This window comes from Qipengyuania aestuarii, assembly GCF_019711535.1.
GTDB classification, from domain to species: domain Bacteria; phylum Pseudomonadota; class Alphaproteobacteria; order Sphingomonadales; family Sphingomonadaceae; genus Qipengyuania; species Qipengyuania aestuarii.
Map to the genome: position 1 here is coordinate 650,975 of NZ_JAIGNP010000003.1, position 25,538 is coordinate 676,512.

At 61.5% G+C, this 25,538-nt stretch carries 32 protein-coding genes and 1 pseudogene; 19 read left to right on the forward strand and 14 right to left on the reverse strand.

Features of this window, described 5'->3' with window-relative positions:
* Position 1: 1 nt before the first annotated feature.
* Together mnmE and K3175_RS12955 are read right to left on the reverse strand one after the other, a co-directional pair.
* Entirely contained in the window at positions 2–1,276 is a 1,275-nt protein-coding gene (mnmE, locus tag K3175_RS12950; RefSeq protein WP_221543784.1) for a tRNA uridine-5-carboxymethylaminomethyl(34) synthesis GTPase MnmE, read from the reverse strand.
* Between the two features lie 27 nt (positions 1,277–1,303).
* Positions 1,304–1,558, reverse strand: a complete 255-nt coding sequence (locus tag K3175_RS12955) for a DUF6489 family protein (RefSeq protein ID WP_221544149.1) — start codon at positions 1,556–1,558, stop codon at positions 1,304–1,306.
* A gap of 97 nt (positions 1,559–1,655) precedes the next feature.
* On the opposite strand from K3175_RS12955, the gene K3175_RS12960 reads away from it, so the two are divergent.
* Positions 1,656–2,354 (forward strand): dienelactone hydrolase family protein, encoded by a 699-nt coding sequence (locus tag K3175_RS12960; protein ID WP_221543785.1) that lies wholly within the window; start codon positions 1,656–1,658, stop codon positions 2,352–2,354.
* Between the two features lie 94 nt (positions 2,355–2,448).
* Complete coding sequence (locus tag K3175_RS12965; protein ID WP_221543786.1) at positions 2,449–2,850, forward strand: nuclear transport factor 2 family protein; 402 nt, start codon at positions 2,449–2,451, stop codon at positions 2,848–2,850.
* A 3-nt stretch (positions 2,851–2,853) separates the two neighbouring features.
* Here the strand turns inward: K3175_RS12965 and K3175_RS12970 are convergent, their stop codons facing one another.
* The 4 genes from K3175_RS12970 to hemE all read right to left on the reverse strand — a co-directional run bounded on the left by K3175_RS12970 (position 2,854) and on the right by hemE (position 6,211).
* Entirely contained in the window at positions 2,854–3,252 is a 399-nt protein-coding gene (locus K3175_RS12970; protein WP_221543787.1) for a BLUF domain-containing protein, read from the reverse strand.
* Between the two features lie 18 nt (positions 3,253–3,270).
* On the reverse strand, positions 3,271–4,536 hold the full coding sequence (gene rho / locus K3175_RS12975; RefSeq protein WP_221543788.1) for a transcription termination factor Rho: 1,266 nt from the start codon (positions 4,534–4,536) through the stop codon (positions 3,271–3,273).
* 174 nt (positions 4,537–4,710) lie between these two features.
* On the reverse strand, positions 4,711–5,154 hold the full coding sequence (locus K3175_RS12980; RefSeq protein ID WP_221544150.1) for a CopD family protein: 444 nt from the start codon (positions 5,152–5,154) through the stop codon (positions 4,711–4,713).
* Positions 5,155–5,185: 31 nt separating this feature from the next.
* Complete coding sequence (hemE, locus tag K3175_RS12985; protein WP_221543789.1) at positions 5,186–6,211, reverse strand: uroporphyrinogen decarboxylase; 1,026 nt, start codon at positions 6,209–6,211, stop codon at positions 5,186–5,188.
* 374 nt (positions 6,212–6,585) lie between these two features.
* Between hemE and K3175_RS12990 the strand changes: the two genes are divergently transcribed.
* The 9 genes from K3175_RS12990 (at position 6,586) to K3175_RS13030 (ending at position 12,461) form a co-directional block, all read left to right on the forward strand.
* Positions 6,586–7,377 carry a pyruvate, water dikinase regulatory protein gene (locus tag K3175_RS12990; protein WP_247710948.1) on the forward strand — a complete coding sequence of 264 codons (792 nt, stop codon included), beginning with the start codon at positions 6,586–6,588 and terminating at the stop codon, positions 7,375–7,377.
* Complete coding sequence (locus tag K3175_RS12995) at positions 7,374–7,970, forward strand: Maf family protein (protein WP_221543790.1); 597 nt, start codon at positions 7,374–7,376, stop codon at positions 7,968–7,970. The genes K3175_RS12990 and K3175_RS12995 overlap by 4 nt, the downstream gene beginning before the upstream one ends.
* A complete protein-coding gene (locus tag K3175_RS13000; protein ID WP_221543791.1) occupies positions 7,967–8,818 on the forward strand; it encodes a shikimate dehydrogenase family protein in 852 nt (283 codons plus the stop codon). The genes K3175_RS12995 and K3175_RS13000 overlap by 4 nt, the downstream gene beginning before the upstream one ends.
* Positions 8,815–9,429 (forward strand): dephospho-CoA kinase, encoded by a 615-nt coding sequence (gene coaE, locus K3175_RS13005; RefSeq protein WP_221543792.1) that lies wholly within the window; start codon positions 8,815–8,817, stop codon positions 9,427–9,429. The genes K3175_RS13000 and coaE overlap by 4 nt, the downstream gene beginning before the upstream one ends.
* A gap of 30 nt (positions 9,430–9,459) precedes the next feature.
* Entirely contained in the window at positions 9,460–10,149 is a 690-nt protein-coding gene (dnaQ, locus tag K3175_RS13010) for a DNA polymerase III subunit epsilon (protein WP_221543793.1), read from the forward strand.
* Positions 10,150–10,224: 75 nt separating this feature from the next.
* On the forward strand, positions 10,225–10,797 hold the full coding sequence (gene hpf, locus K3175_RS13015; protein WP_221543794.1) for a ribosome hibernation-promoting factor, HPF/YfiA family: 573 nt from the start codon (positions 10,225–10,227) through the stop codon (positions 10,795–10,797).
* Between the two features lie 24 nt (positions 10,798–10,821).
* On the forward strand, positions 10,822–11,280 hold the full coding sequence (locus tag K3175_RS13020; protein ID WP_221543795.1) for a PaaI family thioesterase: 459 nt from the start codon (positions 10,822–10,824) through the stop codon (positions 11,278–11,280).
* Positions 11,277–11,618 carry a DUF1491 family protein gene (locus tag K3175_RS13025; protein ID WP_221543796.1) on the forward strand — a complete coding sequence of 114 codons (342 nt, stop codon included), beginning with the start codon at positions 11,277–11,279 and terminating at the stop codon, positions 11,616–11,618. Before K3175_RS13020 ends, K3175_RS13025 begins: the two co-directional genes overlap by 4 nt.
* 198 nt (positions 11,619–11,816) lie before the next feature.
* Complete coding sequence (locus tag K3175_RS13030) at positions 11,817–12,461, forward strand: cell wall hydrolase (RefSeq protein ID WP_247710887.1); 645 nt, start codon at positions 11,817–11,819, stop codon at positions 12,459–12,461.
* Between the two features lie 56 nt (positions 12,462–12,517).
* Here the strand turns inward: K3175_RS13030 and xth are convergent, their stop codons facing one another.
* Genes xth through K3175_RS13045 form a run of 3 tightly spaced genes read right to left on the reverse strand, consistent with a single transcriptional unit; the run spans position 12,518 to position 14,134 of the window.
* Complete coding sequence (gene xth, locus K3175_RS13035; RefSeq protein ID WP_221543797.1) at positions 12,518–13,303, reverse strand: exodeoxyribonuclease III; 786 nt, start codon at positions 13,301–13,303, stop codon at positions 12,518–12,520.
* 38 nt (positions 13,304–13,341) lie between these two features.
* Positions 13,342–13,671 (reverse strand): iron-sulfur cluster insertion protein ErpA, encoded by a 330-nt coding sequence (erpA, locus tag K3175_RS13040; RefSeq protein WP_221543798.1) that lies wholly within the window; start codon positions 13,669–13,671, stop codon positions 13,342–13,344.
* Between the two features lie 31 nt (positions 13,672–13,702).
* Positions 13,703–14,134: a CBS domain-containing protein gene (locus K3175_RS13045; protein WP_221543799.1), complete on the reverse strand. Its 432-nt coding sequence runs from the start codon at positions 14,132–14,134 to the stop codon at positions 13,703–13,705.
* A 114-nt stretch (positions 14,135–14,248) separates the two neighbouring features.
* Here K3175_RS13045 and K3175_RS13050 point away from each other — a divergent pair, with 114 nt between their 5' ends.
* Positions 14,249–14,545, forward strand: coding sequence for a hypothetical protein (locus tag K3175_RS13050; protein WP_221543800.1), 297 nt, complete (start codon positions 14,249–14,251; stop codon positions 14,543–14,545).
* On the opposite strand, the gene K3175_RS13055 is transcribed toward K3175_RS13050, so the two are convergent.
* From K3175_RS13055 to K3175_RS13075, 5 genes are read right to left on the reverse strand one after another with little or no spacing between them, the layout of a single operon-like run.
* Complete coding sequence (locus tag K3175_RS13055) at positions 14,542–14,916, reverse strand: (2Fe-2S) ferredoxin domain-containing protein (RefSeq protein ID WP_221543801.1); 375 nt, start codon at positions 14,914–14,916, stop codon at positions 14,542–14,544. The two genes, K3175_RS13050 and K3175_RS13055, sit on opposite strands and share 4 nt — an antisense overlap.
* A complete protein-coding gene (locus tag K3175_RS13060) occupies positions 14,909–17,017 on the reverse strand; it encodes a dipeptidyl-peptidase 5 (protein WP_221543802.1) in 2,109 nt (702 codons plus the stop codon). Before K3175_RS13060 ends, K3175_RS13055 begins: the two co-directional genes overlap by 8 nt.
* A 42-nt stretch (positions 17,018–17,059) precedes the next feature.
* On the reverse strand, positions 17,060–17,557 hold the full coding sequence (locus K3175_RS13065) for a DUF2497 domain-containing protein (RefSeq protein ID WP_221543803.1): 498 nt from the start codon (positions 17,555–17,557) through the stop codon (positions 17,060–17,062).
* Between the two features lie 51 nt (positions 17,558–17,608).
* Positions 17,609–19,117: a TolC family outer membrane protein gene (locus tag K3175_RS13070; RefSeq protein WP_221543804.1), complete on the reverse strand. Its 1,509-nt coding sequence runs from the start codon at positions 19,115–19,117 to the stop codon at positions 17,609–17,611.
* A 2-nt stretch (positions 19,118–19,119) separates the two neighbouring features.
* A complete protein-coding gene (locus K3175_RS13075) occupies positions 19,120–19,713 on the reverse strand; it encodes a protein-L-isoaspartate O-methyltransferase family protein (RefSeq protein ID WP_221543805.1) in 594 nt (197 codons plus the stop codon).
* Between the two features lie 171 nt (positions 19,714–19,884).
* Here K3175_RS13075 and K3175_RS13080 point away from each other — a divergent pair, with 171 nt between their 5' ends.
* From K3175_RS13080 to K3175_RS13105, 7 genes and pseudogenes are all read left to right on the forward strand, one after another.
* Entirely contained in the window at positions 19,885–21,402 is a 1,518-nt protein-coding gene (locus K3175_RS13080) for a fumarate hydratase (RefSeq protein ID WP_221543806.1), read from the forward strand.
* 84 nt (positions 21,403–21,486) lie between these two features.
* Positions 21,487–22,722, forward strand: coding sequence for a sensor histidine kinase (locus K3175_RS13085; protein ID WP_247710888.1), 1,236 nt, complete (start codon positions 21,487–21,489; stop codon positions 22,720–22,722).
* Positions 22,715–23,452 carry a LytR/AlgR family response regulator transcription factor gene (locus tag K3175_RS13090; protein WP_221543807.1) on the forward strand — a complete coding sequence of 246 codons (738 nt, stop codon included), beginning with the start codon at positions 22,715–22,717 and terminating at the stop codon, positions 23,450–23,452. Before K3175_RS13085 ends, K3175_RS13090 begins: the two co-directional genes overlap by 8 nt.
* A gap of 51 nt (positions 23,453–23,503) precedes the next feature.
* Entirely contained in the window at positions 23,504–23,770 is a 267-nt protein-coding gene (locus K3175_RS13095; protein ID WP_221543808.1) for a hypothetical protein, read from the forward strand.
* Between the two features lie 39 nt (positions 23,771–23,809).
* Positions 23,810–24,118 (forward strand): annotated as a pseudogene (locus K3175_RS14405) (diacylglycerol kinase family protein); the annotation flags it as partial.
* Positions 24,119–24,184: 66 nt separating this feature from the next.
* Positions 24,185–24,667: a diacylglycerol kinase family protein gene (locus K3175_RS14240; RefSeq protein WP_247710890.1), complete on the forward strand. Its 483-nt coding sequence runs from the start codon at positions 24,185–24,187 to the stop codon at positions 24,665–24,667.
* A complete protein-coding gene (locus tag K3175_RS13105; RefSeq protein WP_221543810.1) occupies positions 24,657–25,517 on the forward strand; it encodes a metallophosphoesterase family protein in 861 nt (286 codons plus the stop codon). Before K3175_RS14240 ends, K3175_RS13105 begins: the two co-directional genes overlap by 11 nt.
* Positions 25,518–25,538: the final 21 nt, after the last annotated feature.

Sequence of the window (25,538 nt, forward strand, 5' to 3'; positions counted from 1 at the left end):
TTTATTTGCCGATACAGAACCGCCCGAAAAGCGAATCCAGCATGTCTTCTGTCGAATTGCGGCCGAGGATACGATCTAGTCCCAGGCGCGCTAGACGAAGATACTCACCGACAATCAATGCATCGGTGAGACCTTCGAGGCTGGCCAAAGCGTTATGCGCATCAGATAGCCCGGCGGTCTGCCTCGCATTGAGCGTTGCTGTACCGGGCTGCGGAAGAAGGTCACGCGCTCGATCAACGAGTGCACTAATCAGATTATCGATACCTGATCCGGTTACCGATGAAACTACAAAGTCCGGGGACTGCTTCGAACCACTTGCCTGGTCAGAGAAGGATTCGACCTCAAACCCCCCGGATGGTCCCTCCCCTTCAGCACCGAGCCACAGGACGATATCCGCCTCGCTCAGCTGCAGCCGTGCTCGTTCGATGCCGATCCGCTCGATCTCGCCCGCATCGCTGTCGCGCAGGCCTGCAGTGTCGATGAGAACGAAAGGAACGCCGTCGAGGGCGATGGGCCGCTCGATCACATCTCTCGTCGTTCCTGCCTCTGCCGAGACAATAGCCGCACCCTCCTGCAGGATAGCATTGAAGAGAGACGACTTGCCCGCATTGGGTGGTCCCGCCAAGACAACCCTGATCCCGTCCCGCAGCCGTTCCATCTTGGGTTGGCGAAGCTCACGCTCCCACTCCCCTAAAAGCTCGGAAAGTTTCACGTGAAACACTTCCGGGAGTTCGGACACATCGTCCTCGTCGGAGAAGTCCAGCTGTGCTTCAACGAGAGCGGAGAGGCCGAGAAGGCGATCACGCCATTCTTCGACCTTCCTCGTCAGACCACCACCAGCAATCTCCTGCGCCGCCCGGCGCTGTAGTTCGGTTTCTGCCGAGAGCAGGTCACCCAGTCCTTCAGCCTCCGCCAGGTCGAGCACACCATTGGCGAATGCGCGCCGGGTGAACTCGCCCGCTTGAGCTCGGCGTAGGCCAGCGAAGCTCGCCAACTCGTTCTCGACAGCCGCGACGACCGCCCTGCCCCCGTGGCAATGCAATTCTACGAGATCTTCGCCGGTGGCGGTCTTCGGACCCGCAAACCATAGCAGCAGGCACTGATCCAAGACTCGCCCTTCCCCGTCGCGCAAAGAGCGTAGTCCTGCATGCCGCTCTTCGGGAAGCAAGCCAGCGAGGCGCTCAGCAGCCTCGCAGGCCTGAGGCCCACTGATCCGGATGATGCCGATGGCGGCAGGCGGCGCTCCGCTGGAAAGCGCGAAGATCGTGTCGGTCATTGTCAAACGGTCCGCTTGAGCGGCGGCTTACTTGTCGGGCTTCTTGGGAGAGGACTTCGCCGCGTTCGCGCCCTCCATGAAACTCTGGAACAGCTTGAAGCCTGCCTGCCCCATGGGGGCCAACTGGCGGGCATATTCCTGCAGCTGCTCGGTGTTCGAGACGCCCTTCATCGCATTGGACATCATCTCGACATAGACATCGTTCGCCTTGCCCACATCGGGCAGTCCCATGAAGCTGCGGGCCTCTTCCGGCGTACAATCGATTTCCACATGGACCTTCATGGCATTTTCTCCGTTGAGCGTCATTGAGACCCCATCTGGGTTTGCCAACAAAACTCCACAAGGGCTAGACCCGTCACCAACCAGCGGAGATCGACGAATGACCGAAATGATTACCCTTGAAACCATCGACGGCGCAGACAGCTTCCCCGCCTATGTCGCGACCCCGTCGGATACGCCCAAGGCCGCCATCGTGGTCATTCAGGAAATTTTCGGCATCAATGCCGGCATCCGCCGCAAATGCGACAAGCTGGCCGAAGAAGGCTATCTGGCCATCGCACCCGACCTCTTCTGGCAGTTCGAGCCCGGCATCGAACTCGATCCCGATATCGAACCTGAAATGCAGAAGGCGCTCGATCTGTTCGGAAAGTTCGATCAGGATCAGGGCGTGCGCGATATCGAAGCGGCCATCAAATGGGCCCGCGCCGAGGGCTGCGGCAAAGTCGGCGCAGTGGGCTACTGCCTCGGTGGCCGCCTCGCCTACATGACCGCAGCACGCACCGACAGCGATGCCACCGTGGGCTATTATGCGGTCGGCGTGGACAATCTCCTGCGCGAAAAAGACGCCATCGCGAACCCACTGATGCTGCATATTCCCACCGAAGACGGCTTCGTCGATAAGGAAACGCAGCAGGCCATGCACGAAGGGCTCGACGACCATCCCAAGGTCACGCTGCACGATTACGCAGGCCTCGACCACGGATTTGCCACCGAATTCGGCAAACGGAGGGATGACGACGCAGCCGATCTGGCGGATTCGCGCACGGCCGAATTCTTCAAGGCACATCTGGTCGGCTAATCCGCCGCACCCTTACTGAGCTTCCAGGATCCTGCGCGCTGGCCCGGCCGCCGCAGAATCCGGAAGCATGAAAAATTCCCGGGAGAGAACAGGAATGTCCGCACAAAAAGGCCTCGAGCAATGGCATTTCACCATGCAGGCGGGCAATCAGGCGGAGGATCTGATGAAGCTCGTCCATGCGGACGCGGTCTTCCACTCCCCTGTCGTTCATACCCCGCAGAAGGGCCGCGATCTCGTCGTCAGATATCTCGCTGCGGCGGGACAGACGCTGGGCAACGACAGTTTCACCTATGTCCGCGAACTGGTCGATGGCGACAATGCCATGCTCGAATTCACCACCGAAATGGACGGCGTGCATGTCAACGGCATCGACCTCATCCAGTTCGACGGGGACGGGAAGATCGTGGATTTCAAGGTGATGATCCGGCCGCTCAAGGCCGTGAACAAGGTCTGGGATATGATGGCTGCCCAGCTGCAGGCAGACGCTAAAGCCTGATCGCTATCCGCGCTTCAGGAATGCCCTCGCCTGCTCGGCCAGGTCGAAATCATCCTGTTTGCCGGACAGCTGAGCTGACAACTCCTCGATCGCGGGCGGTCCGTCGAAACTGATCAGCGACTTCATCGACCAGTCCGCAAACAGGCGATCAGAGCCGCTTTCGCGTGCCAGTACGTTAAGACTGTGGTGGCGCGGATCCTCGGCGATGATGCCCATCAGATCCTCGATGACCATGGGCGGCCCCTCGAGATATTGCAGATAGCGATCACCGTCGTTCATCAGAAAGCCGGTCACCCGCCGCAGGGCATTGTTGCGCGCGGATTGCTCGATAATGTCGAAAGTGTCGCGCGCCAGAGATTGCCCGACGGCGACACTTTCATAAAGGACGCGTGAAAGACTCAATCAATCCGCCTGAGAACCCTACTGGTTCATGGTCGCGAAGAAGTCTTCGTTGGTCTTGGAATCCTTCATCTTGTCGAGCAGGAATTCCATCGCGTCGATCGTGCCCATCTGCATGAGAATGCGGCGCAGGACCCACATCTTCGACAGCTTGTCCTTCTCGACCAGCAGCTCTTCCTTGCGCGTGCCGGACTTGCCGACATCCAGGGCCGGGAAGATGCGCTTGTCGGCAACCTTGCGGTCGAGGACGATTTCGCTGTTACCCGTGCCCTTGAATTCTTCGAAGATGACCTCGTCCATGCGGCTGCCGGTATCGATCAGCGCGGTGGCGATGATCGAAAGCGAACCGCCTTCCTCGATGTTACGCGCGGCACCGAAGAACCGTTTCGGGCGCTGGAGCGCGTTGGCATCCACACCGCCGGTCAGCACCTTGCCCGAGCTGGGCACGACGGTGTTGTAGGCGCGGCCGAGGCGGGTGATGGAATCGAGCAGGATCACGACATCCTTCTTGTGCTCGACCAGGCGCTTGGCCTTCTCGATCACCATTTCGGCGACCTGCACGTGGCGGTTGGCCGGTTCATCGAAGGTCGAGGAGATGACTTCGCCGTTCACGCTGCGCTGCATGTCGGTGACTTCTTCCGGACGCTCGTCGACGAGCAGAACCAGAAGGAACACTTCCGGGTGGTTGTCGGTGATCGCCTTGGCGATGTTCTGCAGCAGCACGGTCTTACCGGTGCGCGGCGGCGCGACGATCAGGGCGCGCTGGCCCTTGCCCTGCGGCGAGATGATGTCGATCACGCGGGCGGACTTGTCCTTGACCGTCGGATCGAGCGTGTCGAGATTCAGCTTCTCTTCCGGATAGAGCGGCGTGAGATTATCGAAATTCGTGCGGGTCCGGACATTTTCCGGATTTTCGTAATTCACCGCGGTCAAGCCGGTCAGGGCGAAATAGCGTTCGCCTTCCTGCGGCGCGCGGATCTGGCCTTCGACCGTATCGCCGGTGCGCAGGCCCCATTTGCGGATCTGGTTGGGCGAGACATAGATATCGTCCGGGCCGGCGAGATAGTTCGCTTCGGGGCTGCGCAGGAAGCCGAAACCGTCCTGCAGCACCTCGATCGTGCCGATGCCCATGATTTCTTCGTTATATTCCTCATCGTCCGCGAGTTCGCGAAGGATGCAGAACATCAGGTCCTGGCGCCGCATGGTGCCGGCTGCCTCGACGCCCAGCTCTTCGGCCATGGCCACCAGATCGGCGGGCGCTTTTGCTTTCAAGTCTTTGAGATGCATAGATTTTCTCGAATTTCCGAATGGGTATGGCCGGCAGGTCGGTATGGGCTTGGAGAAAGCGGACCCGGCCTCGTCTGAACGCGAGGCCTCTAGCCGTCAGAGCGCTTCAAATAAATTCGCTTGCCCGCCCCGTCAATCGCCAATGCAAATCACGCGTCGCCGCAGGGGGCCGGATCAGAAGGGTTTGACGACCACCAGCACCACGATCAGCGCCAGCAATATGCCGGGCACTTCGCCGATCATGCGCAGCTGTTTTTCGGTCAGGGGACGTTCGCCCGCGGCCATCTTCTTGGACTGCACGACCAGATAGCCGTGGAAGCCGCTCAGAAGCAGCACAAGCAATAATTTGGCATGCAGCCACCCCTCACCCCATGCGGACAGCGTTTGTGCCAGCAGCAGGCCTAAAATCCACACCACGATGATGCTGGGAGTGAGGATGACCTTGCGCAGCAGGCCCATGCGCTTGCCCCACAGGTCCGATTCGGCCGAACCGGCCGCTGCGGGATGCAGATAAATCATCTGGCGCGGCAGCATGAACAGCCCCGCCAGCCAGAAAACCATGAAGATGATATGGCCGGCCTTGAGCCACAGATAGGTCATCGAAAGCACATCCTGCATGCCGGTGATGTAGCGTGTCGCATCGAGGATTTCATCCCTTCCAGCCGCGCACAGCCGCAATCAATCGCTCGACATGCGCAATCGGCGTGCGCCGGTCGATTCCATGACCAAGATTGAAGACATGCGGGCGGTCCTCGAAAGCCTTCAGGATGGTCGTCACCCGCTCTTCGAGCCGGTCGGATCCCGCCAGCAGCAGCAGCGGATCGAGATTGCCCTGCACCGGCATGCCTTCGGGCAGTTCGCGCGCCACCCAGTGGGGATCGAGCGTTTCGTCCACGCCCACCGCCTTTACGCCGGTTTCGCGTGCATAGGCCGGCAATTTCTCGCCCGCGCCTTTCGGAAAACCGATGATAGGCGTCGCCGGATGCCGCTCAGCCAGCGCCGCCACGATCCGGGCATTGGGGGCGATGACCCAGCGTTCGAATTCATCCGGCGCCAGGCTGCCCGCCCAGCTGTCGAACAGCTGCACGGCTTCCGCGCCCGCTTCGATCTGGCCGGAAAGATAGGTAATCGTCTGTTCGGCGATCGCATCAACGATCGCCTGCAGGGCGGCGGGATCGCGATAGGCCAGCGCGCGCGCCTCGTGCTGATCGCGGCTCCCCTCGCCGGCGACCATGTAGGTCGCCACGGTCCACGGGCTGCCCGCAAAGCCGAGCATGGTCACGCCTTCGGGCAGGCGCTGACGGCATAGGCGCACGGTCTGGTAGATCGGTTCGTAACGCGAGCTATCCGGTGTCAGATCGGCCAGCGCGGTATCGACCAGCCGGGGCGACAGCTTGGGCCCCTCGCCCGCCAGGAATTCGAGATGCTGGCCCAGCGCATGGGGCACGATCAGAATGTCGGAAAACAGGATCGCGCCGTCGAAACCGAAGCGGTCGATCGGCTGCAGGGTAATCTCGCAGGCCGCCTCGCTATCGTAAGCCATCGCTAGGAATCCGCCCTTTTCCGCGCGCAGTTCGCGATATTCGGGCAAATACCGGCCGGCCTGGCGCATGAGCCAGAGCGGGACAGTGCCGGTGGGAGAACCGTTGAGCGTATCGAGAAGGGGACCGGGCATTCAGGAGTCCAATAATACCTAGTTATTATAAGGATTGATGGAGTCTGTTGGCCCTGTGGATATCGGGCACAAGTGGCCCCTGCCCTATTTCTCCCGCCGTGGGAAGGGTCCGATCCGATCATCCGACTCGTGTCCGCGCTTGAGTCGAGTCAAATTTGTCCCCACTGTTCCCAGCCTGCGCAAAAGTCGCCGCTTGGTGTGCGGGAATCACCCCCTTGCCTGACTCGTAGTGGGGAGCGATTTCGTCCCCGAACTTGTCGGCAGAGCTGTCCCGTGGTTTATCCCACGCCTGTCCACAGGCCCCCAGCGAGGATCCCATCTCCGACCGTATCCATCTCCACCTGCTTTCCGACAGCACCGGCGAAACGCTGGAAATGCTGGCGAAAGCGGCGCTCGCGCAGTTCGACGATGCCAATGTGGTGCGCCACTTCTGGCCCATGGTCAGGAGCCGCCAGCATCTCGACCGGATCGTGCCCGAACTCAAGGCCAATCCCGGGCTCGTGCTGTTCACCCTGGTGAATGCCGATGCGCGCGCGCGGCTGGAAGAAGTGTGCGCCTCGTTCGGCCTGCCCGCCGTGCCGATTCTCGACCGGGTGACCGCCGCGCTGGAAAAGGCGCTGGGCCAGGAAGCGCACGGCCGTCCGGGCAAGCAGCACCAGATGGACAAGGCCTATTTCGAGCGGGTCGAGGCGATCCAGTTCACCATCGCCCATGACGACGGCATCTTGTGGGACGAATGGGAAGAGGCCGACATCCTTCTGGTCGGCGTGTCGCGCAGTTCCAAGACGCCGACGAGCATCTATCTCGCCAATCGCGGCTACAAGGTCGCCAATATCCCGCTGGTGGTGGAAAGCCCGCCGCCGCCCAAGCTGTTCGAGCTGAAAAACCCCATGGTAGTGGGTCTCACCACGGCGCCCGAACGGCTGGTCCAGATCCGGCGCAACCGGCTCCTGACCCTGAACGAACAGTCCGAGACGGCCTATGTCGACAATGAGAAGGTCAAGAGCGAGGTCGCCTTTGCGCGGCGCATGTTTGCCGATAACGGCTGGCCGGTCATCGATGTCACCCGCCGCTCGATCGAGGAAACCGCGGCGGCCATCATCCGCCTCTATGGCGAACGCAGCCAGCGCGAAGGTGGCGATTTCGAAGGAGTGAAGGCGATATGAGCGGTATTTCGGGCAGCGGGATCGTGCTCGCGTCGAACTCCGCCTCGCGCAAGGCAATGCTGGAGGCGGCGGGTGTGGCCTTCGAGGCGCGCCCAGCCGAGGTGGACGAGCGCGCGCTCGAGGCCGAAATGGAGGGGGCGGAGCCCGCCGAGGTGGCCCAGGCGCTGGCCGCGGCCAAGGCGGCAGCAGTGGCCGACAGCCGCCTCGTCCTCGGCAGCGACTCGCTGGTGGAGGTGGGCGGCCGCCGCTTCGACAAGCCCGCCAGCCGCGAAGAGGCAGCCGAGCACCTGCGCTTCTTCTCGGGCAAGGTGATGACTCTCCACAGCGCCGCCGCCCTCGCCCGCGACGGCCAGATCATCTGGGTCGGCTCCGACTTCGCCCGCCTCCGTATGAGAGAGCTTGGCGAAGATTTCATCGCCGCCTATCTCGATGCCGAATGGCCCGCCGTATCCTACTGCGTGGGCGTCTTCCGCATCGAGGGCCCGGGCGTCCATTTGTTCGACAGTATCATGGGCGATCAGTTCACCGTGCTCGGCATGCCGCTGCTGCAGGTGCTGGGTGCGCTGCGCGAGGAAGGCGTACTGGCTTCGTGACCAGCTATGCGGAAGTCATCGGCGATCCGATAGCGCAGTCGAAATCGCCCACGATCCACGGGTTCTGGATCGAGAAGCTTGGCCTCGAAGCTGCCTACCGCGCGCATCATGTGACGAGCGAGACCCTTGCCGCCTATCTGTCCGAACGGCGCGAAGATGCGGACTGGCGCGGCTGCAATGTCACCATGCCGCACAAGCAGGCTGTCGCGCCATTGGTCGACCGGATCGAACCGCTGGCGAAGCGTGTGGGCGCGATTAACACGGTGTATCGGGCCGCCGATGGTGCCCTCGTAGGCCGCAACACGGATGTCGCCGGCTTTCTGGAGCCACTCGCCGGGCAATTGCGCGAGCAACACTACTTCCGCATGGCCCGCGTGCTGGGTACGGGCGGTGCGGCTCGTGCGGTCATCTCCGGCCTTGCCGCAGAAGGCTTCACCTTGGTGGTCGCCGGGCGCGATCCAGACAAGGCGCGCGGCCTTCTGGATGAGCTGACCGAGGGTGAGCATCATACCGCCCCCCTTTCCCACTTCGCCGAGCCGACGGATTTCGCATTCGACGACCGTGAGGGGTGCTGCGACCTGCTCGTCAATGCCAGCCCGCTGGGCATGCGCGGCCAACCACCGCTCGCCTTCGACTGGAGCCATGCTCCGCCCGGTTCCATCGTCTATGATATCGTCACCGATCCGGTGGAAACCGAATTTCTCAAGCGGGCACGCGATGCCGGATTTGCGACCATCGACGGCCTGGCCATGCTGATCGGCCAGGCTGCCGCTGCCTTCCGCTATTTCTTCGGCGAAGATGCCCCGCGCGAGCATGACACAGAGCTGCGAGAGCTGCTGACGCGATGACCGGGCCGCTCATCATCGGGCTCACCGGCTCCATCGGTATGGGCAAATCGACCGTGGCAGCCATGTTCGAAGCCGCAGGCGTACCCGTTTTCGACGCCGATGCCGAAGTGCGCGCCATGCAGGGACCGGCGGGCGCGCTCGTCGCCGCGATCGAAGCGGAATTTCCGGGCAGCACGGACGAAACCGGCGTTCTTCGCGACAGGCTCGGCCAGGAAGTCTTCGGCGACACATCGGCCCTCGCCCGGCTGGAAGCCATCGTGCATCCTGCCGTTGCCCGTAAACGCGAGGCATTTCTGGCAGAGCATCTCGACGCGCCCCTGGTGGTCTTCGACATTCCCCTGCTATTCGAGAAGGGCGGCCACGCGAGCGTTGACCGCATCGTGGTGGTCTCGGCTTCTGCGGAAACCCAGCGTCAGCGCGTTCTCGCCCGGCCGGACATGACGCCGGAAAAATTCGCCCATATCCTGTCGCTCCAGACGCCGGATGCCGAAAAGCGCGAGCGGGCCGATCACGTCATCGATACGGGCCAGTCGCTCGGCGGGACGGAAGAGGATGTCATTGCGCTGATCGCCCAGTTGCGCGCGGATGCGGCCAATCGAGACCCCTTGTAATATCGGCCCGCGAGTCCGATAGGTTACCCAATGCGTGAGATTGTTTTCGACACCGAAACCACCGGCCTCGATCCCAAGACCGGGGACCGCATGGTGGAAATCGGCTGTGTCGAAATGGTCAATCTCGTCCCCACGGGAAACACCTTCCACGCTTACTACAATCCTGAACGAGACATGCCGGCAGGGGCCGAGGCGGTGCATGGCCTTTCTGCCGCATTCCTGTCCGACAAGCCGTTTTTCCGCGACACCTTTCAGGAGCTGCTCGATTTCATCGGCGATTCGCCGCTGATCGCCCATAATGCGGGCTTCGACTTCGGCTTTCTCAATGCGGAGCTTGCCCTGTGCCGATGCGAGCCCGTGTGTATGACCCGCATGGTGGATACGGTGCAGCTTGCGAAAAAGCGCCACCCGGGCGCCAAGCTCTCTCTCGATGCGCTGTGTAGCCGCTATGGCATCGACCGCAGTCACCGTGTCAAACATGGCGCCCTGCTGGATGCCGAATTGCTGGCGCAGGTCTACGTCGAACTGAAGGGTGGCCGCCAGATCGGCTTGGAGCTCGCCGCAGAACAGGCAAAGGCTGAACCGGCTGCCGAACTCATCGCGGTACGCAAGGCGCCGGAAGGCCCGCGACGGGACCCGCGGCCCCATGCACCCACGCCGGAAGAGCTGGCGCGGCATAGAGAATTCATGGCTGGGATCGAAAACCCTCTCTGGGGGTAAGTCCACGGCCCATGCAATCCGGCTGGACGGGGCCGGAAGTATCGGCGGGGCGCGATAAAAAGGAGAACGACGCTTATGGATATCCGTGTTTCGGGCCACCAAATCGACACTGGCGCAGCCTTGCAAACCCATGTCGAGGACCGATTGCAGGGCATCGTGGAGAAGTATTTCAACCGCGCGATCTCCAGTCATGTTACTTTCGGCAAGGCCGCAGGCGGGGCATTCTCGTCCGATATCGTGACCCATGTCATGCAGGGGCTCATCCTCAAGGGTCACGCCGAAGCTCATGATGTCCACCAGGCATTCGATACTGCAGCCGCCAAGATCGAGAAGCAGCTGCGCCGTTACAAACGCCGGATCAAGGATCGGCACGAGCAGGCTGATCACGCCATGCGTGAGCAGGAGGCAGCCTATACGATCTTCGCCGCTCCCGAACCGGAAAGCGAAGCTGAGATAGAGCACGACAGCCCGCCGATCATCGCGGAAACGAGCGCGATGATTCCCGAATGTTCGGTTGCCGATGCGGTCATGCTGCTCGATCTGCAGAACACCAATGCGCTCTTGTTCAAGAACGGTGCGACGGAACGGCACAACATGGTCTATCGCCGTTCGGATGGATCGATCGGCTGGGTCGAACCCCGCAGCTAAGGGAATCGACGAAGACAGATGGTTATGACGGGGGAGCCAAACAGTGGGGCCGAAGGGCACTGGCGCGCGCTCGAACGCCTGTATTCTTCGGCTCCGGTCAATTCCAAATTTGCCTCTTCCCTCGAAGTGACAGGTGAAGGAGCGGCGCGAATTACCTTCGATATTACCGAAGACGTGTTCCATGCGGCGGGGGCGGCGCATGGCACGGTCTACTTCAAGATGCTGGATGATGCCGCCTTCTATGCGGCCAATACGCTGGTGACCGATCGCTTTCTTTTGACCACCTCTTTCAACCTGCATTTCACCAAACCGGTGCGCGATGGCACGATCATCGCCGAGGGGCGCTGGGTCAGCGGTAGAAGACGTGTCTTCGTCGCCGAATCGCGCCTTATCGATGGGGAGGGGGACGAGATCGGACGCGGAACAGGGACGTTCATGAAGTCGCGAATCCCGCTGTCCGGCCTGCCGGGGTATGCGGAATGACCAGTGATGATCGCCTTCCGGCACATCTCGAAGTGTCCGGCCTGCTCAAGCTTACGCAGGCGCTGGGGGGCTTCGGCATGGTGCTGCAGAAGGGGGAGCGGGACGCCGGTACGTTGGTGATATTAACCACGAACAGTGGCAAAAATACCCGCATGTGGGAGCGTATGCCGCAGACGGACGGCAGCCGGTACTTCGTTCCGACTAAGGAGCAAGATCCTGAAAACCCTGGGGATTTTGAAGAATACGTTGACCGGCGCAAAGGCCAGGATCCGGATTGCTGGTTTATCGAACTGGATGGCCCGGATGTAGAACGCTTGATCGATCCTACCGCCCGTTAACTTGACATGGTTGCGGATGACACTATTTGGCCCGCCAGCTTCGATGCGCAGGCGGTCGGGCTGGCAATGGTGTCAGCAGACTAGCACGCAGACGGGGAGTAAGCGGCAGGCCAGTTAACGGATCCACCTTTTAGACGCACGTAACGCGCAAAGGATCCCAGCCTGCGACAGCTACTCACCGCCAAGATAAGCGGGATCATGCGTAAATATCTGTTTGGTATGGCGGCGGCTGCCGCAACTATGATTGCAACGTTTGCCGGTGCGGAAGAAACCGGCGCGCAGGCTGCTCAGGCAGTCGCAGAAGCCACTACGGAAGAAACCACCCTCACCACAGAGGTCGTTCCGGTCTTCGTTAGCGAAGAAGTGGTTCAGGAGCTTCCCGAGGAAGCTGTCCAAGAATCCACCGACGTCGATTTCCCCGAGGCGGATAGCCTCTACGAACTGGTTGCCGAAATGCCGGCGACTGAAAATCTGTCGGACGAAATGCGCTGCCTTGCAGGCGCCGTCTATTTCGAATCGCGCGGCGAACCGCTCGCAGGCCAGCTGGCCGTTGCCCAGGTCATCGTGAACCGCAGCGAATCCCACCAGTTCCCTTCCAGCTATTGCGGCGTCGTTTACCAGCGCTCGCAATTCAGCTTCGTTCGCGGCGGAGCCATGCCGCGGATCAAGACCGGCTCGACTGCCTGGAAACGCGCCAAGGCGATCGCCCGCATTGCCCATCAGGGCCTCTGGGACAGCGAAGCTCACGACGCTCTCTATTTCCACGCGAAATACGTAAAGCCGAGCTGGGCGCGCAAGAAGATCGCTCGCGCCACCATCGACACGCACATCTTCTATCGCTGATTGAGCGAAAAGCTGAACGGTGAGGCCGTCTTCATCTTCGAAGGCGGCCTCTTCAATCAGTCTTGGAGTTCGACCCAAACCGGTGTGTGGTCGCTCGATTTCTCGCGGTCGCGGTATTCCTTGTCGACACCGGCGGCAACCATCCGATCAGCCAGCTCCGGCGAGAGCAGGAGATGGTCGATCCTGAAGCCATGGTCGCGTTGCCAGGCACCTGCCTGATAGTCCCAGAACGTCCAGACCCCGCCGCGCGGGTTGTATGTGTCGATCGCATCGGTCCAGCCATCGGCCAGCATGCGCCGGTATGCGTCCCGGCTTTCCGGCTGCATCAAGGCATCACTGGCCATCGCCTTGGGTGACCACACGTCCTTGTCTTCGGGTATCACGTTGAAATCGCCCAGCACGACAGCCGGGATTTCTTCGTCCCAGAGCGTAGTCATGCGCGCGCGCAGCTTCTCCATCCAGGCAAGCTTGTAGTCGAACTTCGGTCCGGGGTGTGGATTCCCGTTGGGCAGATACAGATTGCAGATCCGTACGCCGCCAACGTCCGCCTCTAGATAGCGGGCCTGTTCGCCCTCACCCTCCTTGGGTCCGTCGATCCCCAAGCCTCGCTGAATTTCAACCGGAGCGGCATTTCGGGCGAGGATGGCGACGCCGTTGAAGCTCTTCTGACCATGCCAGATCGACTTGTAGCCGATCTTCTCGAACTCATCGGCGGGAAAGCCGTCGTCCATCGTCTTGATTTCCTGCAGGCAGGCGACGTCGGGCTGGGTTTCCTCCAGCCATTCTAAAAGGCGCGGCAATCGCGCCTTGATCCCGTTTATATTGAAAGTGGCAATACGCATGGCCGTGTCCATGCCCGAAGCGGCAGCGCGGGTCTAATTTAAATCCCGAAACTCGACCCGCATCCGCAGCCGGCGGCCGCATTGGGATTCTCGACACGGAAGGCTGCGCCGCCCAGCGATTCGACGAAATCCACCACGCTACCGGCGACGAGATCGAGACTGATCGGATCCACTACCAGGCGGACACCATCCGTGTCGCTCACCGAATCGTCATCCATCGCCCCGTCGGCCAGGTCGAATTTGTACTGAAAGCCCGAACATCCCCCACCTTCCACCGAGAGACGCAAAATCGCCGGCTTCGCCTGTTTGTCGGCGATCGTGGCAACGCGCTTGGCAGCGGCGGGTGTGAGAGTGAGCATTTCGGCCATGGGCAGGATGTAGTGAGCGTGCGCCCCGTACTCAAGCGGTCTGGATATACGCCCGCATTTCGGACGCCTCCCGCTGGATTTCGTTCAGCCTTCCCTGAACCAGATCGCCGATGGAGATGAAGCCGCACATCCTCTGTCCATCGAGAACCGGCAAATGGCGGATCCGGCGCTTGCTCATCAGTCCGAGCGCGTCGAGAATGTCGGTCTGCCGGTCGATCGTTATGGCCGGTGCGGTCATTACATCGCCAACCACGCGATCGAGGCAGGATTGCCCTTCATCGGCGAGCCGGTAAATCACATCGCGTTCGGAAAAAATTCCGGCGACCGTATCGCCGTCCATCACCGGCAGTGCTCCGATCCTTTTGGAAGCCAGTATGGCCACGGCATCGCGGACCGGCTGGTCGATGCCGACGGTGATGATGTCCGAATTGGGACGGTCCTCGATAAGCTTGCCGATATTCATGCCTGCTCCTCCTCGATGGATTCTCCGGAGGAGGATGCCATTTTTACCGGCAATTGGCGAATCGATCCAAAACCGGCGTTGAAAGCATGGGTCCATCGGGCCATGAGCGGTTACATGGCTGGAAAATCCCCTCTCGATGATCCTGAAGCGGCTGCTTTCGCATGGGCGCGCTTCCGGCGAATCATGCGTTTCCTTTTCCTCATGACGGCAGGAATCGTTGCGATTGCGATGGCCCTGCTATGGAAATTCGAGGACGTATCGATCCACTTCTACATCGCGACTGCGCTGGGGATCGCTTTCACCATGCTTTTGGCAGGTGCGCTGATGGGGCTGATGTTTCTCTCGTCGGGGACCGGGCATGACGAATCGGTCGACAACAGCCTGCCCGATAACAAGATCGATGAGGATTAATCGCTCGCGGCGGAGCGAAGGCGATATTCCTCGACCGGAACCCCGCCGATCAGGTGCCGCTGGATGATGGCCTCCAGCACCTCCTCGTTGCAGGAATGGTACCAGACGTTCTCCGGCCACACGACCGCTATCGGACCGTGGGCGCAGACCTGCAGACAGTCGGCCTTGGTGCGCTGGACTACCCCGCCCCGCCCGACGAGCTTGAGCTCCTTCAGGCGTTTCTTGAGGTAATTCCACGCCGCCTTCCCCTCCTCGCGCGAGCAGCATTTCTGCTTCTCGCTGATCGAGCAGAGGAAAATCTGGCGCTCGGCAGTTTCGCCGCCGATCTTTCCGAGCGCCTTCTGCGCCTTTTCGAGGCCCTTCTTACTCACCCGGCTTCAGCCACCGGTCGAGCCATGCGAACACGGTATTGTGCCATTGCAGCGAGTTCTTGGGATCGAGGACCCAGTGGTTCTCTTCCGGGAAGACCAGCAGCTGGCTGGGGATCTGGCGTTCCTGCAGCACGGTGAAGGCAGCAAGGCCCTGCGTGTAGGGCACGCGGAAGTCCTTTTCGCCGGTTACCACCAGCATGGGCGTTTTCCAGTTGTCGACGTGATTCACCGGATTCCAGCGCTCGTAGAGTTCCTTGTTGTCGGCATAGCTTCCGCCGAAATCCCACTTGGGGAACCACAGTTCCTCGGTGGTATAATAGAAGCTGCGCATGTCGAAGAGCCCGTCATGCTGCACGAGGCAATCGAACCGGTCGGGCCACCTGCCCGCAATCCAGTTCATCATATAGCCGCCGTAACTCGCCCCCATGGCGCAGGCGCGGCTGCCGTCGATCTGCGGATCCTGCTTGAGCGCTGCCGCAAGCCCCAGCTTCAGGTCTTCGAGCGGCTTGCCGCCCCAGTCGCGGTTGATGCTGTCGGTAAAGGCTTGGCCGTATCCGGTGGAGCCGTGGAAATCGACCGAGATGACCGCATATCCCTGGCTTGCCACGACGCGGGGATTCCAGCGGCTCGACCAGCCATCGTTGAACGAACCCTGCGGCCCGCCGTGGACGTAGAGAATGGCCGGCATGGAGCCTTCCTGACCCTCGAGCTTGGTAATCTGGCCCCAGACCGTATCGCCCCCGGCGCCGGTAAAGCTGAACCGTTCCACCACCACCGGCGCCATCTTGCCGATGGTTTCGGTGGCCACCTGCGTCAGCGGCTGGGCCTGGTCCCAATCCTGCGACAGGAAGAGCTCTGCCGGCGCGCCGATGGAATCCCTGGTGAAAAGAATATCTCCGCCATGCAGCGGCACGACATTGCCGATGTGGGCTTCATTGCCCGCCATCAGATCGAGCCGTTCGACATCGCCATTGCGCGGATCGATCCGGAAGGCGGGCGTATCGAGCACATCCTGAGCCGTCGCGACGATCCAGCGCGAATCGGGCGTCCAGGCGAGCGAGCCGAAGCTGCGGTCGAAATCCCCTGTCAGAGCGGTGGTCACGCCGCTCTTGAGATCGCGCAGCATCACGACCTGACGATCGGCTTCGTAACCGGGCCGGGCCATGGCGACATAGGCGAGGTACTGCCCGTCGGGTGACGGGGTCGGCAACATGTCGAGTGCTTCATTGGCGGCCGTCAGATTGGTCGGCGCAGTGCCGGACAGATCGCTCCACCAGATGTCGAAATTCACACTGTAGGGTTCCTCGGCATCCGCCTTCCGTGCAGCGAAATAGAGGCCCGATCCGTCGGGTGCCCAGGCCACGTCCTCTCCGCCACCGAAGGGCATGGACGGCGTATCGCCGATCGGACCACCGGCGCCCAGCGGCCCATCGACAGCAATTCCCTCACCGGACACCCGGCCGTTGCTCAGCGGGAAGGCGAAGACGCGGCTGTAAGTCCCCGGCGTTTCCCAGCTGTCCCAGTGACGATAGAAGCCGCCGTCGCCTTCGTAGAGCCGGCCATCCCCGGGACCCGGGGCGTAGGCTTTGGCGCTGTCATCACAGGCGATGTCGGTGCAGCTGCGGGCAATCTCGGTCCAGATCGCAATCCTGTCGCCGTCCTTGGCGACCGAATAGCCGTTCACGCCGCGGGCGATGTTCGTGACCTGCGTTTTCTGCGACACTGCGCCGTTATCGGCGATCCTGGCGCGCCATACCTGCGTGGTTTCGGTGTCGGCGCCGCTTGCCATGTAATAGAGCCAGCCATCGCCGCCAAAGCTCGCCCCGCTGCCTTTCAGATCGAGCGCGACCGGCGCGGCATTCATGTTGTCCAGCGAGCGCAGGTAAAGCTGGCCCTTGCGCGCAAAGCTTTCCGCATCGGTCGTGGTCACGGAATAAACCGCGATCGTCCCGTCAGGCGATACGGTGGGGCTGCCGAGGCGCGGCATGGTCACGAGATCGCTTGCCTGCATGGGCTCGGGCGCCGACTGTGCCACGAGCGGTGAGGCGAAAAGCGCAAAGGCGCTGGCGAGCGGGAATGCGACCCTGGAGCGAACTGTCATGGCTGCGCGATGTAGCGCGCCGCAAAGCGGATGGGTAGAGGCTTAGCGCTTCTTGCCCGCGATGCGGGAAATCTCCGCCTTGACCAGCTCTTCGACCATGGCTGGCAGATTGTCGTCCAGCCACTGGGACAGCATGGGGCGCAGCATGTCGCGGACCAGACCTTCGAGCGAGGTTTCCCCTTCGCGGACGATTTGCGGCGGCTTGCCCGGTTTCGAAAGCATCGTCAGCGCGGCGAAATTCTGCTGCATCGCACTGCGTGTCGCATCTGCAATCAGGCTCTCTTCGTAATCTTCCTCGCCCGGTTCCTCGCCATAGATCGCGTCGAGGTCGGCATTGTCCTGGATCAGCAGCTCTTCGCCCAGGCCCGAGCCAAGCTCGAGCACCTCTTCCGCTTCGTCGGCATCGGCGGGTTCCGCGCCGCCAGCGATCAGGCCGCGCCGCCGCTGGGGCGGCTGCCCCTTGGCTTCGGTATCGCGCGCGATCACCTTTTTGATCGAATCGAGAATTTCTTCGACGGAGGGTTCACGGTTGATTTTCATGATCCGGGTTCGGCCCCTTATGGCTGCATCGAGTCGTAATCGAGAGGCACGCTAAGGCCTATCGAGCGGCTGGGCAACTTCTGGAATTTCCGCAGTCGGGGCCGGTATATCGCGGGTAGAGGTGGTAACGACTTCCGGACCCGGTACGCTTTCCCAATCCCAGATCCGGCCGCTGACGCTGTCGTAATTGGTGACAGGGTCATAAAGCACGCCTTCTTCCGCCAGCCCGAGATCGCGCGCCTCTGCCCTACCCATGGCCGCCAGAAGCGAGAACCCGGCGACATAGGCGTTGCGGCGAGCAGTGACGAGCTCGACCCGAGTTTGCAGCAATTCCTGTTCGGCGTTCAGCACATCGAGAATCGTGCGATTGCCGATGGAATTTTCTGCCCGCACGCCTTCCAGGCTCAGCTCGGCGGCCGAAACGGCGGTTTGCGAACTTTCGATGATGGCAAGCGCTGCCTGCCAGCTGGAATAGGAAGAGCGCACCTGGGCGATCACATCGCGTTCCGCGGCGATCACTTGCTCTAATGCGGCACTGGCACGCGCGGTCGCCTGGCGCTGCAAGGCAGCCGGGCGGCCGCCCTGGAACAGCGGCACCCTTAGCGAAACGCCGGCTTGTGCGGCCGTGGTGGTCTGCGGGCTGGCGACGGTAGGCCCCAGCGGATTGTCCGGATCGAGCGGCGCATCGGCGACGCTGCCGAGGAAATTCTGGTAATCGTATCCGGCGAAGACCGAGACGCGCGGAAGCCTGCTCGAACCGGCGACATTGATGTCATAGCGCGATGCCTGTGCCCGTTCCTTGGCAGCGATCAGGTCCGGATTGTTCTCCAGCGCGACATCGACCGCTGTCTCCACATCGGTGGGCAGGCCGGCAAGTGGCGGCGGCGCCTGCAGGTTCACGGGCGCTTCGCCGACTAGCGAGATGTAATCTTCACGCGCGGCAATGAGGTTCGCTTGCGCGCTCCGCAGATCACCTTGCGCCAGCGCCAGGCGGGCCTGCGACTGGGCGACATCGGTGCGGGTGAGATCGCCGATTTCGAAGCGATCGCTCGTCGCCTGCGTGTTCACGGAAAGCACGTCGACCTGATTGAGCGAGAGCGAGACCAGCGCCTGACCGCGCAGAACATCCATGTAGGCTGCAACGACCTGCGTGAAGATGGCGCTTTCAGTGCCGCGCAAATCCGCCCGGCTGGCGTCCACGCGTTCCTTGGCCGCCCGGACCGAATTCTTGACCGCGCCGCCCGAATAGATCGGTACGCCGAGGTCGACACCGGCAACAAGGGCACGGTCAGGCGTGAAGAAGCTGGTCGAACTCTGCTTGAGAAATTCGGTGGCCGAGGCTGTCGCTTCGGCAGAGGGGAGACCGTCGGCACGCTCGATCTGCACCGTTTCGTCGGTTGCGCGCTGTCCGGCGCGTGCCGCCTCGAGCGTGGGATTGTTGAAATAGGCTTCGGTCAGGGCTTCCTGAAGCGTATCCGCCTGCGCCGAAGCTGCGCCCAGTGTCAGGGCGGCCAGGCTGGCGGTGATTGCAAGCTGCCGGATCGTCCCGCCCTTGCTCATGCTCAGAAGCTCCAGCTGGCTGGCTTGTCGAATTCGCCCATGCGCGGGATGCCCATTTCGGCGAGCGGCAGCAGGACGAGCGACTTGCCCGACTTGCGACCGGTCGCGAGCCGCGTGACGCCGCGCTCGACAAGGCCGGTTACGATCCGGCCATCAGCTTCGACGAGCTTGGCGAGGCTGGCGGGCGCATGTTCGATCGCGCCGTCGACGAGGACGAGCGAATATTTGCCCTTCTTCGCTTCCAATGCCTCTGCCGGACTGAGGGTCTTGACCGAGGAGACCAGCGGTTCGATCAGCGCCGCGAGATAGCCGCTGCCGCCTTCGATGATCAGCACCGAATCGCTCGCCACCGGGCGGGCTTCGGACAACATCGCCCCGTGAAACAGCGGTGCCGGCAGATAGCCACCGTCTGCCAGCCGGATCGCGCGGTCCATATAGGCCGTGCCTCTGGCGTTTTCGGGGACGAATTCTTCGCGGGGCACAGTGCCCATGCGTTCGAGCACGAAGGCTTCGTTGATGCCGCTGGTGCGCAGCTGGCTATCGAGCATCGCCTTGCGGGCGGCGGCGTAGTCGTGGCGGGCTGTGGTCGTGGTCATAATCATCCGGAGGCTGTATTACATCAATAACACGGCATTTCAAGCGCTGTCGCGTCCGGGCGTTGCCTTAGGCGCAAGGCCGCGTGCTTCCAAGCGCTTTGACCGATGGCTGCAAACGCGCCTATCGGGGAGCGCAAATCTGCAACATGGGAACGCGCCGCGATGAGCGACATGACGATTATTAAGGAAGAGGATCTGATCGAGAGCGTGAAGGACGCTCTCCAGTACATCTCCTATTACCACCCGATGGATTACATACGGGCGCTGGGCGAAGCCTACGAAGCCGAGCAGGGGCCGGCTGCCAAAGACGCGATCGCCCAGATCCTGACCAACAGCCGCATGTGCGCCGAAGGCCACCGCCCGATCTGCCAGGATACCGGTATCGTCAACGTCTTCGTCAAATGGGGCATGAACTGCCGCCTCGATACGCAGCGCAGCCTGCAGGAGGTCGTCGATGAAGGCGTGCGGCAGGCCTATAATCACCCAGACAACAAGCTGCGCGCCTCGATCCTTGCCGATCCTGCTTTCACGCGCCGCAACACCCGCGACAACACGCCCAGCGTCCTCTCGGTCGAGATGGTGCCCGGCGATACCATCGACGTGGATGTCGCGGCCAAGGGCGGCGGGAGCGAGAACAAGTCCAAGTTCAAGATGATGAACCCCAGCGACAATATCGTCGACTGGGTGGTCGAGCAGCTCCCCAGCATGGGTGCCGGCTGGTGTCCGCCGGGCATGCTCGGCATCGGCATCGGCGGCACCGCCGAACACTGCATGAAGCTGGCCAAGCTCAGCCTCATGGACCCGATCGATATGGGCCAGCTCAAACAGCGCGGCGCGCAGACCGATATCGAGCAGCTGCGGATCGACATTTTCGATGCGGTCAACGCCCAGGGAATCGGGGCCCAGGGCCTTGGCGGCCTTTCAACCGTGCTGGACGTGAAGATCCTCGATGCGCCCTGTCATGCAGCGGGCAAGCCGGTGGCGATGATTCCCAACTGCGCCGCCACGCGCCATGCGCATTTCTCGCTCGACGGGTCCGGTCCTGCCTATCTCGAGCCGCCCAAGCTGGACGACTATCCCGCCGTGACCTGGAAGCCCGATGCGGCGGCGAAGAAGGTCGATCTCGACAATCTCACGCCCGAGGAAGTCGCCAGCTGGGAGCATGGCGACCGCCTGCTTCTGTCGGGCAAGATGCTGACCGGGCGGGACGCGGCGCACAAGCGGATCCACGACATGCTCGAAAAGGGCGAGGAACTGCCGGTCGATTTCAAGGGCCGCGCGATCTATTACGTCGGCCCGGTCGACCCGGTGATGGGCGAAGTGGTCGGCCCCGCCGGTCCCACCACCGCCACCCGGATGGACAAGTTCACCGAGACGATGCTCGACCTCGGGCTCCTCGCCATGATCGGCAAGGCCGAGCGCGGGCACGATGCCGTCAAGGTGATCAGCCGCTTCAAGGTTGCCTATCTGATGGCGACCGGCGGTGCCGCCTATCTCGTGAGCCGTGCGATCAAGGGCGCCAGGGTCGTCGGCTTCGAGGACCTCGGCATGGAGGCGATCTATGAATTCGAGGTACAGGACATGCCCGTCACCGTTGCGGTCGATGCGCAGGGCAACAATGTGCACACGCTCGCACCGGCCCAATGGCGGGAGAAGATCGCGCGAGGCGAGGTCGAACCGGTCGGCTAGCCTCAGCGTTGTTCGACAAACCGCATGGGCAGTCCGACAGCCGGACTTCCCTGCGGTACGTCATATGGGCAAAGTTAGCGGGCTTTGACCACCGAACGTAACCCCATTCCCGAGACCGGAACCGTTTCGATCCGCACGGTCCTCGTGTCGATCGCCTGCGTGTGGTCGGCCTATTTCCTGCTGATCAGCGCCCGCGGCTGGCTGATCGGCCTCGACTTCGAACTTGATCTCGTATCGCGCCGGGTGGCGGTCACGATCGCCGCGATGGGCGTTACCTTCGTCCTCTGGCTTATCATTCGCCTCTTCGACAACCGCTCCCTCGCGATGCAGATCTGCGGCGCATTGGTCTTCGCCCTGCCTGCCGCCTTGCTGATTGCCCAGTCCCAACAGTGGCTCTTCTCTTCAATACAGGAACGGTACGAAGCCAAGATCGCGCAGGACCGAGGTATTTCCCTGCGGAGAGACGATAATGGCAATCTGATCATCGAAGGACCTGTTCCGACCGAACCGAAAATAGGTGAACCGCTGGGAACAGCCACGCCTGCGACCAATACCGCGCAGGTGGTCCTGCCCGATGGCCGCGAACAGGACCGGTGGCTGCAGCTGATCGAGATGGGCCTTGATCGTTATTTTCTGCTGCTCGCATGGGCTGCCCTCTATTTTGCGCTGCTTGCAGGCGCGCGGGTGCAGGCAGCCGAGAGGCGCGGCGAACGCTTCCGCAGCGCCGCGAAGGCTGCAGAATTGCGGTCCCTGCGGTATCAGGTCAATCCGCACTTCCTCTTCAACACGCTGAATTCTCTCTCTGCTCTGGTGATGACCGGCAAGGAAGACCGTGCCGAAGAGATGATCCAGTCGATTTCGCGGTTTTATCGTCATTCCCTGGCCGACGAATCGACAGGAGACGTAAGTCTGGAAGACGAGATCGATCTGCAGGAACATTATCTCGAAATCGAAGCTGTCCGGTTCCCTAAAAGGCTCAAGACGCGAGTAGATTTGCCCGATGAGCTGGCTCAAATGAAGGTTCCCGGCATGATCCTTCAGCCCCTGGTCGAAAACTCGGTCAAATACGGCGTATCTGCGAGCAACCGTCCGGTGACCATTTCGATTGTGGCGCGCGAAGAAGCTGGCCGGCTTGTTCTGCGGGTTGGCGACGATGGACCCGGCCTGCCATCCGGCCACACGGGAGGGTTCGGCATCGGCCTCGCGAATGTGCGGGACCGTTTGGAGGCGCGCTTCGGCAGAGAGGCGTCGATTCACTCCAGTCAGACGCCGGACGGGTATGAAACCGTGTTGAAGCTGCCAATGGTGAAGCATGGCTGAGGATATCCAGGAAAAACTGCGCACGCTTATCGTCGATGATGAACCGCTCGCAGTCGAACGCATGCAGATCATCTGTAAAAAGCTTGCCAACATCGAGGTTATCGGAACTGCGGGCGATGGAGCCGAAGCTCTGAAGATGATCGAGCAGCAGCGTCCTGAGCTGATCTTGCTCGACATGACCATGCCCGAAGTCGACGGGCTTTCGGTAGCCCGCACCTTGTCCAAACAGGACAATCGCCCGGCTGTCGTCTTTGTAACCGCTCACGATAATTATGCCGTCGAGGCCTTCGACCTCGACGCGGTCGACTATGTGCTCAAACCCGTCAAGCCGGAGAGGCTTGAGCGCGCGATCCAACGCGCATTTGATCGCCGCGGCGGGGGCGGTGGTCAGGAAAGCAAGTGGCTGGAGGAATTATGGATCCCTCACCGCAGCGAGCTTCTTCGAATTGATACAGCAGAGGTTTCGCGGATCGATGCGGAGCGGGACTATGTTCGACTTCATGTCGAAGACCGCAGCTATCTTCTGCTGCAGACCATTGCCGGCCTAGAGAAGCGGCTTGATCCTGCGAAATTTATTCGCATCCACCGCTCCACCATACTGCGCAAAGACCGGATCACTGGCCTGCGCCATGATGGTTTGGGCGTCTGGTCTGCGGAAATGGAAGATGGCGAAGCCCTGCGCATCGGCCGTACTTATTTGCCCAAGGTGAAAGCGATGGCTGGCCGGTGATGGCGAGCAAGTGGATTGGCAAACTGTCAACACAGTGCCTATCTAGTATGAATGGTCATCTTGATCGTGTTTCTTCTCGGCATAGGCAATTTCGCTGCTCAGAAGGCTGTGCTCGAGAGCGGTCATCCCATGCTCGACGCACTGCCCAGCTTCTATCGCACCGGCGGAGGACGCTTTTCGCTGTGGTTCGAATTCTTCATCCTGCTGGCCGCGATGTTGCTGGCCGGAAATGGCTGGACCGGCATGGCGTGGGCGTACGGCGTATACAGCCTGATCAATTTTGCCATTGCCTGGATAATACTCTCCGGCAAGATCTGAGCAGTGGGAACCGCCGCTGATATGGCGCGCTAATGCAGCATGGCGAGTGATAATCCTATCTGGCTGCTCACGAATTCGAAGTCAGGCAGTAACACCGATCAGGCTATCGAGATTCTCGAAAGCCACTGCCAAGCCAAAGGCTTCTTCATCGCGCGCAAGATAGGTTTCCCGGACGAGGATCTGCCAAGCGCTGCCGAACTTGACGCCGCCGACATCTCGCAACTCGCCATCTTTACGGGGGATGGCTCGCTGAACGCTGCCATAACCAAGCTTCAGGGTTGGCGTGGGTCCATCATGGTCCTCCCTGGCGGGACGATGAATCTCCTGAGCAAGCGCCTGCACGGGCCTAATGCCGATCTCGAAACGATTATCGAGCGGCATGCAAGCGGCGCGGCGCGTGCCGTCCGGCCATTGATGGCGCGCTGCGATAAGGGCGACGCTCTGGCTGGACTTCTTGCCGGTCCGGGTACTTCGTGGGCAAGCGTGCGTGAAGCAATGCGCGACTTCGACATTCCGGGGATGGCGGGCGGCACGAGTGAGGCGCTCTCGGAAACCACCGGAGGATCGATGGTGCGATGCTGCGATCCGCCCTTGGGAAAGAGCGGCGGTTATCCGCTTATCGAGTTCACACCCAGCCATCGCGGCATGCAGCTTGACGCTTTCCACGCCGAGGGCGCAGGTGAGTTGCTCGCTCAAAGCTGGGCACTGCTGCGCCGCAGCTTTCGCGAAGGTCCGCACACCAGGTTGGGGCTTGTCGACGAGATCGTGCTTGAAACCTGCGATGGCGCTCCGCTGGAAGTGCTGCTCGATGGCGAGCCTGCAACTCTGCCCCCCAAGGCCGAGTTCACGGTAGCGCGGTGCGAGGTCGATCTGCTAGCGACACACCATGGCTTCTGACTTCCGACGCATCTTTCACTTGTCCGATATTCACTTCGGGTTGGAGAACAACACCGCACTGGATTGGGTCAAGCAGCAGATCGAAGAACAGAAGCCGGACGCGGTGGCGATTACCGGAGATCTCACCATGCGCGCCCGGCACCGTGAATTCGAAGCAGCGACCCACTGGATAAATTCGCTATCTGCCCCCGTGACGGTCGAGGTCGGCAATCACGACATGCCGTATTTCAATCCGTTCGAGCGTTTCTTTGCCCCCTACAAGCGCTTCCGCGGTATGGAAGAGAAGGTGGAGAAGGAGCTGGACCTCGGCTCGCTGGCGATTGTTCCGCTCAAAACCGCGGTCCGTATGCAACCTCGCCTCAACTGGTCGAAAGGGTGGGTGTCATCGGCCGCCTTGGAGAAATGCCTCGCCGCCATCGATGCACTCCCCGAAGGCAAGCGAGCTCTCGTCACCGTCCATCATCCTTTACGGGAAGTAGGGACGCAGGGAACTGCGCTGACCCGCCATGGCGACAAGGCATTGCGCGAACTGGCCAAGCGGCCCGTACAGGCCGTGCTGTCGGGTCATGTGCACGACGCCTTCGATATCATGGAGGATACAGACAATGGTCCCGTGCGCATGATTGGCGCAGGGACCCTGTCCAAACGCACTCGTTCCACGCCGCCAAGCTTCAATGAAATCGAATGGGATGGCAACAAGCTCACGGTATGTGTCCGCAATCTCAGCGACGTGGAGACCCGTGACATGCAGATCGACGATGTGCCTGAAGATGCAATGCCGCCACGTGAACCAGGAGATCCGGTCGCTCCCGTCCGTCAGGTCCCGCGCGTCGATCCGCCGGTTCATTAACCAGAAGAACTTGCCATTTCT

Bases quoted from the DNA above. Each gene is read 5' to 3' on its own strand.
- K3175_RS12995 (WP_221543790.1), top strand. From the start codon at position 7,374: ATGAGCGGTATTTCGGGCAGCGGGATCGTGCTCGCGTCGAACTCCGCC.
- K3175_RS13075 (WP_221543805.1), bottom strand. From the start codon at position 19,713: ATGACCACGACCACAGCCCGCCACGACTACGCCGCCGCCCGCAAGGCG.
- K3175_RS13050 (WP_221543800.1), top strand. From the start codon at position 14,249: ATGGCTGGAAAATCCCCTCTCGATGATCCTGAAGCGGCTGCTTTCGCA.
- dnaQ (WP_221543793.1), top strand. From the start codon at position 9,460: ATGCGTGAGATTGTTTTCGACACCGAAACCACCGGCCTCGATCCCAAG.
- K3175_RS13030 (WP_247710887.1), top strand. From the start codon at position 11,817: ATGCGTAAATATCTGTTTGGTATGGCGGCGGCTGCCGCAACTATGATT.
- hpf (WP_221543794.1), top strand. From the start codon at position 10,225: ATGGATATCCGTGTTTCGGGCCACCAAATCGACACTGGCGCAGCCTTG.
- K3175_RS12980 (WP_221544150.1), bottom strand. From the start codon at position 5,154: ATGCAGGATGTGCTTTCGATGACCTATCTGTGGCTCAAGGCCGGCCAT.
- K3175_RS13060 (WP_221543802.1), bottom strand. From the start codon at position 17,017: ATGACAGTTCGCTCCAGGGTCGCATTCCCGCTCGCCAGCGCCTTTGCG.
- K3175_RS13105 (WP_221543810.1), top strand. From the start codon at position 24,657: ATGGCTTCTGACTTCCGACGCATCTTTCACTTGTCCGATATTCACTTC.
- K3175_RS13020 (WP_221543795.1), top strand. From the start codon at position 10,822: ATGACGGGGGAGCCAAACAGTGGGGCCGAAGGGCACTGGCGCGCGCTC.
- hemE (WP_221543789.1), bottom strand. From the start codon at position 6,211: ATGCCCGGTCCCCTTCTCGATACGCTCAACGGTTCTCCCACCGGCACT.
- K3175_RS13045 (WP_221543799.1), bottom strand. From the start codon at position 14,134: ATGAATATCGGCAAGCTTATCGAGGACCGTCCCAATTCGGACATCATC.
- K3175_RS12960 (WP_221543785.1), top strand. From the start codon at position 1,656: ATGACCGAAATGATTACCCTTGAAACCATCGACGGCGCAGACAGCTTC.
- erpA (WP_221543798.1), bottom strand. From the start codon at position 13,671: ATGGCCGAAATGCTCACTCTCACACCCGCCGCTGCCAAGCGCGTTGCC.
- K3175_RS12990 (WP_247710948.1), top strand. From the start codon at position 6,586: ATGCTGGCGAAAGCGGCGCTCGCGCAGTTCGACGATGCCAATGTGGTG.
- K3175_RS12955 (WP_221544149.1), bottom strand. From the start codon at position 1,558: ATGAAGGTCCATGTGGAAATCGATTGTACGCCGGAAGAGGCCCGCAGC.
- K3175_RS13080 (WP_221543806.1), top strand. From the start codon at position 19,885: ATGACGATTATTAAGGAAGAGGATCTGATCGAGAGCGTGAAGGACGCT.
- K3175_RS13090 (WP_221543807.1), top strand. From the start codon at position 22,715: ATGGCTGAGGATATCCAGGAAAAACTGCGCACGCTTATCGTCGATGAT.
- K3175_RS13095 (WP_221543808.1), top strand. From the start codon at position 23,504: ATGGTCATCTTGATCGTGTTTCTTCTCGGCATAGGCAATTTCGCTGCT.
- K3175_RS13065 (WP_221543803.1), bottom strand. From the start codon at position 17,557: ATGAAAATCAACCGTGAACCCTCCGTCGAAGAAATTCTCGATTCGATC.
- coaE (WP_221543792.1), top strand. From the start codon at position 8,815: ATGACCGGGCCGCTCATCATCGGGCTCACCGGCTCCATCGGTATGGGC.
- K3175_RS14240 (WP_247710890.1), top strand. From the start codon at position 24,185: ATGGCGCGCTGCGATAAGGGCGACGCTCTGGCTGGACTTCTTGCCGGT.
- K3175_RS12965 (WP_221543786.1), top strand. From the start codon at position 2,449: ATGTCCGCACAAAAAGGCCTCGAGCAATGGCATTTCACCATGCAGGCG.
- K3175_RS13070 (WP_221543804.1), bottom strand. From the start codon at position 19,117: ATGAGCAAGGGCGGGACGATCCGGCAGCTTGCAATCACCGCCAGCCTG.
- rho (WP_221543788.1), bottom strand. From the start codon at position 4,536: ATGCATCTCAAAGACTTGAAAGCAAAAGCGCCCGCCGATCTGGTGGCC.
- xth (WP_221543797.1), bottom strand. From the start codon at position 13,303: ATGCGTATTGCCACTTTCAATATAAACGGGATCAAGGCGCGATTGCCG.
- K3175_RS13025 (WP_221543796.1), top strand. From the start codon at position 11,277: ATGACCAGTGATGATCGCCTTCCGGCACATCTCGAAGTGTCCGGCCTG.
- mnmE (WP_221543784.1), bottom strand. From the start codon at position 1,276: ATGACCGACACGATCTTCGCGCTTTCCAGCGGAGCGCCGCCTGCCGCC.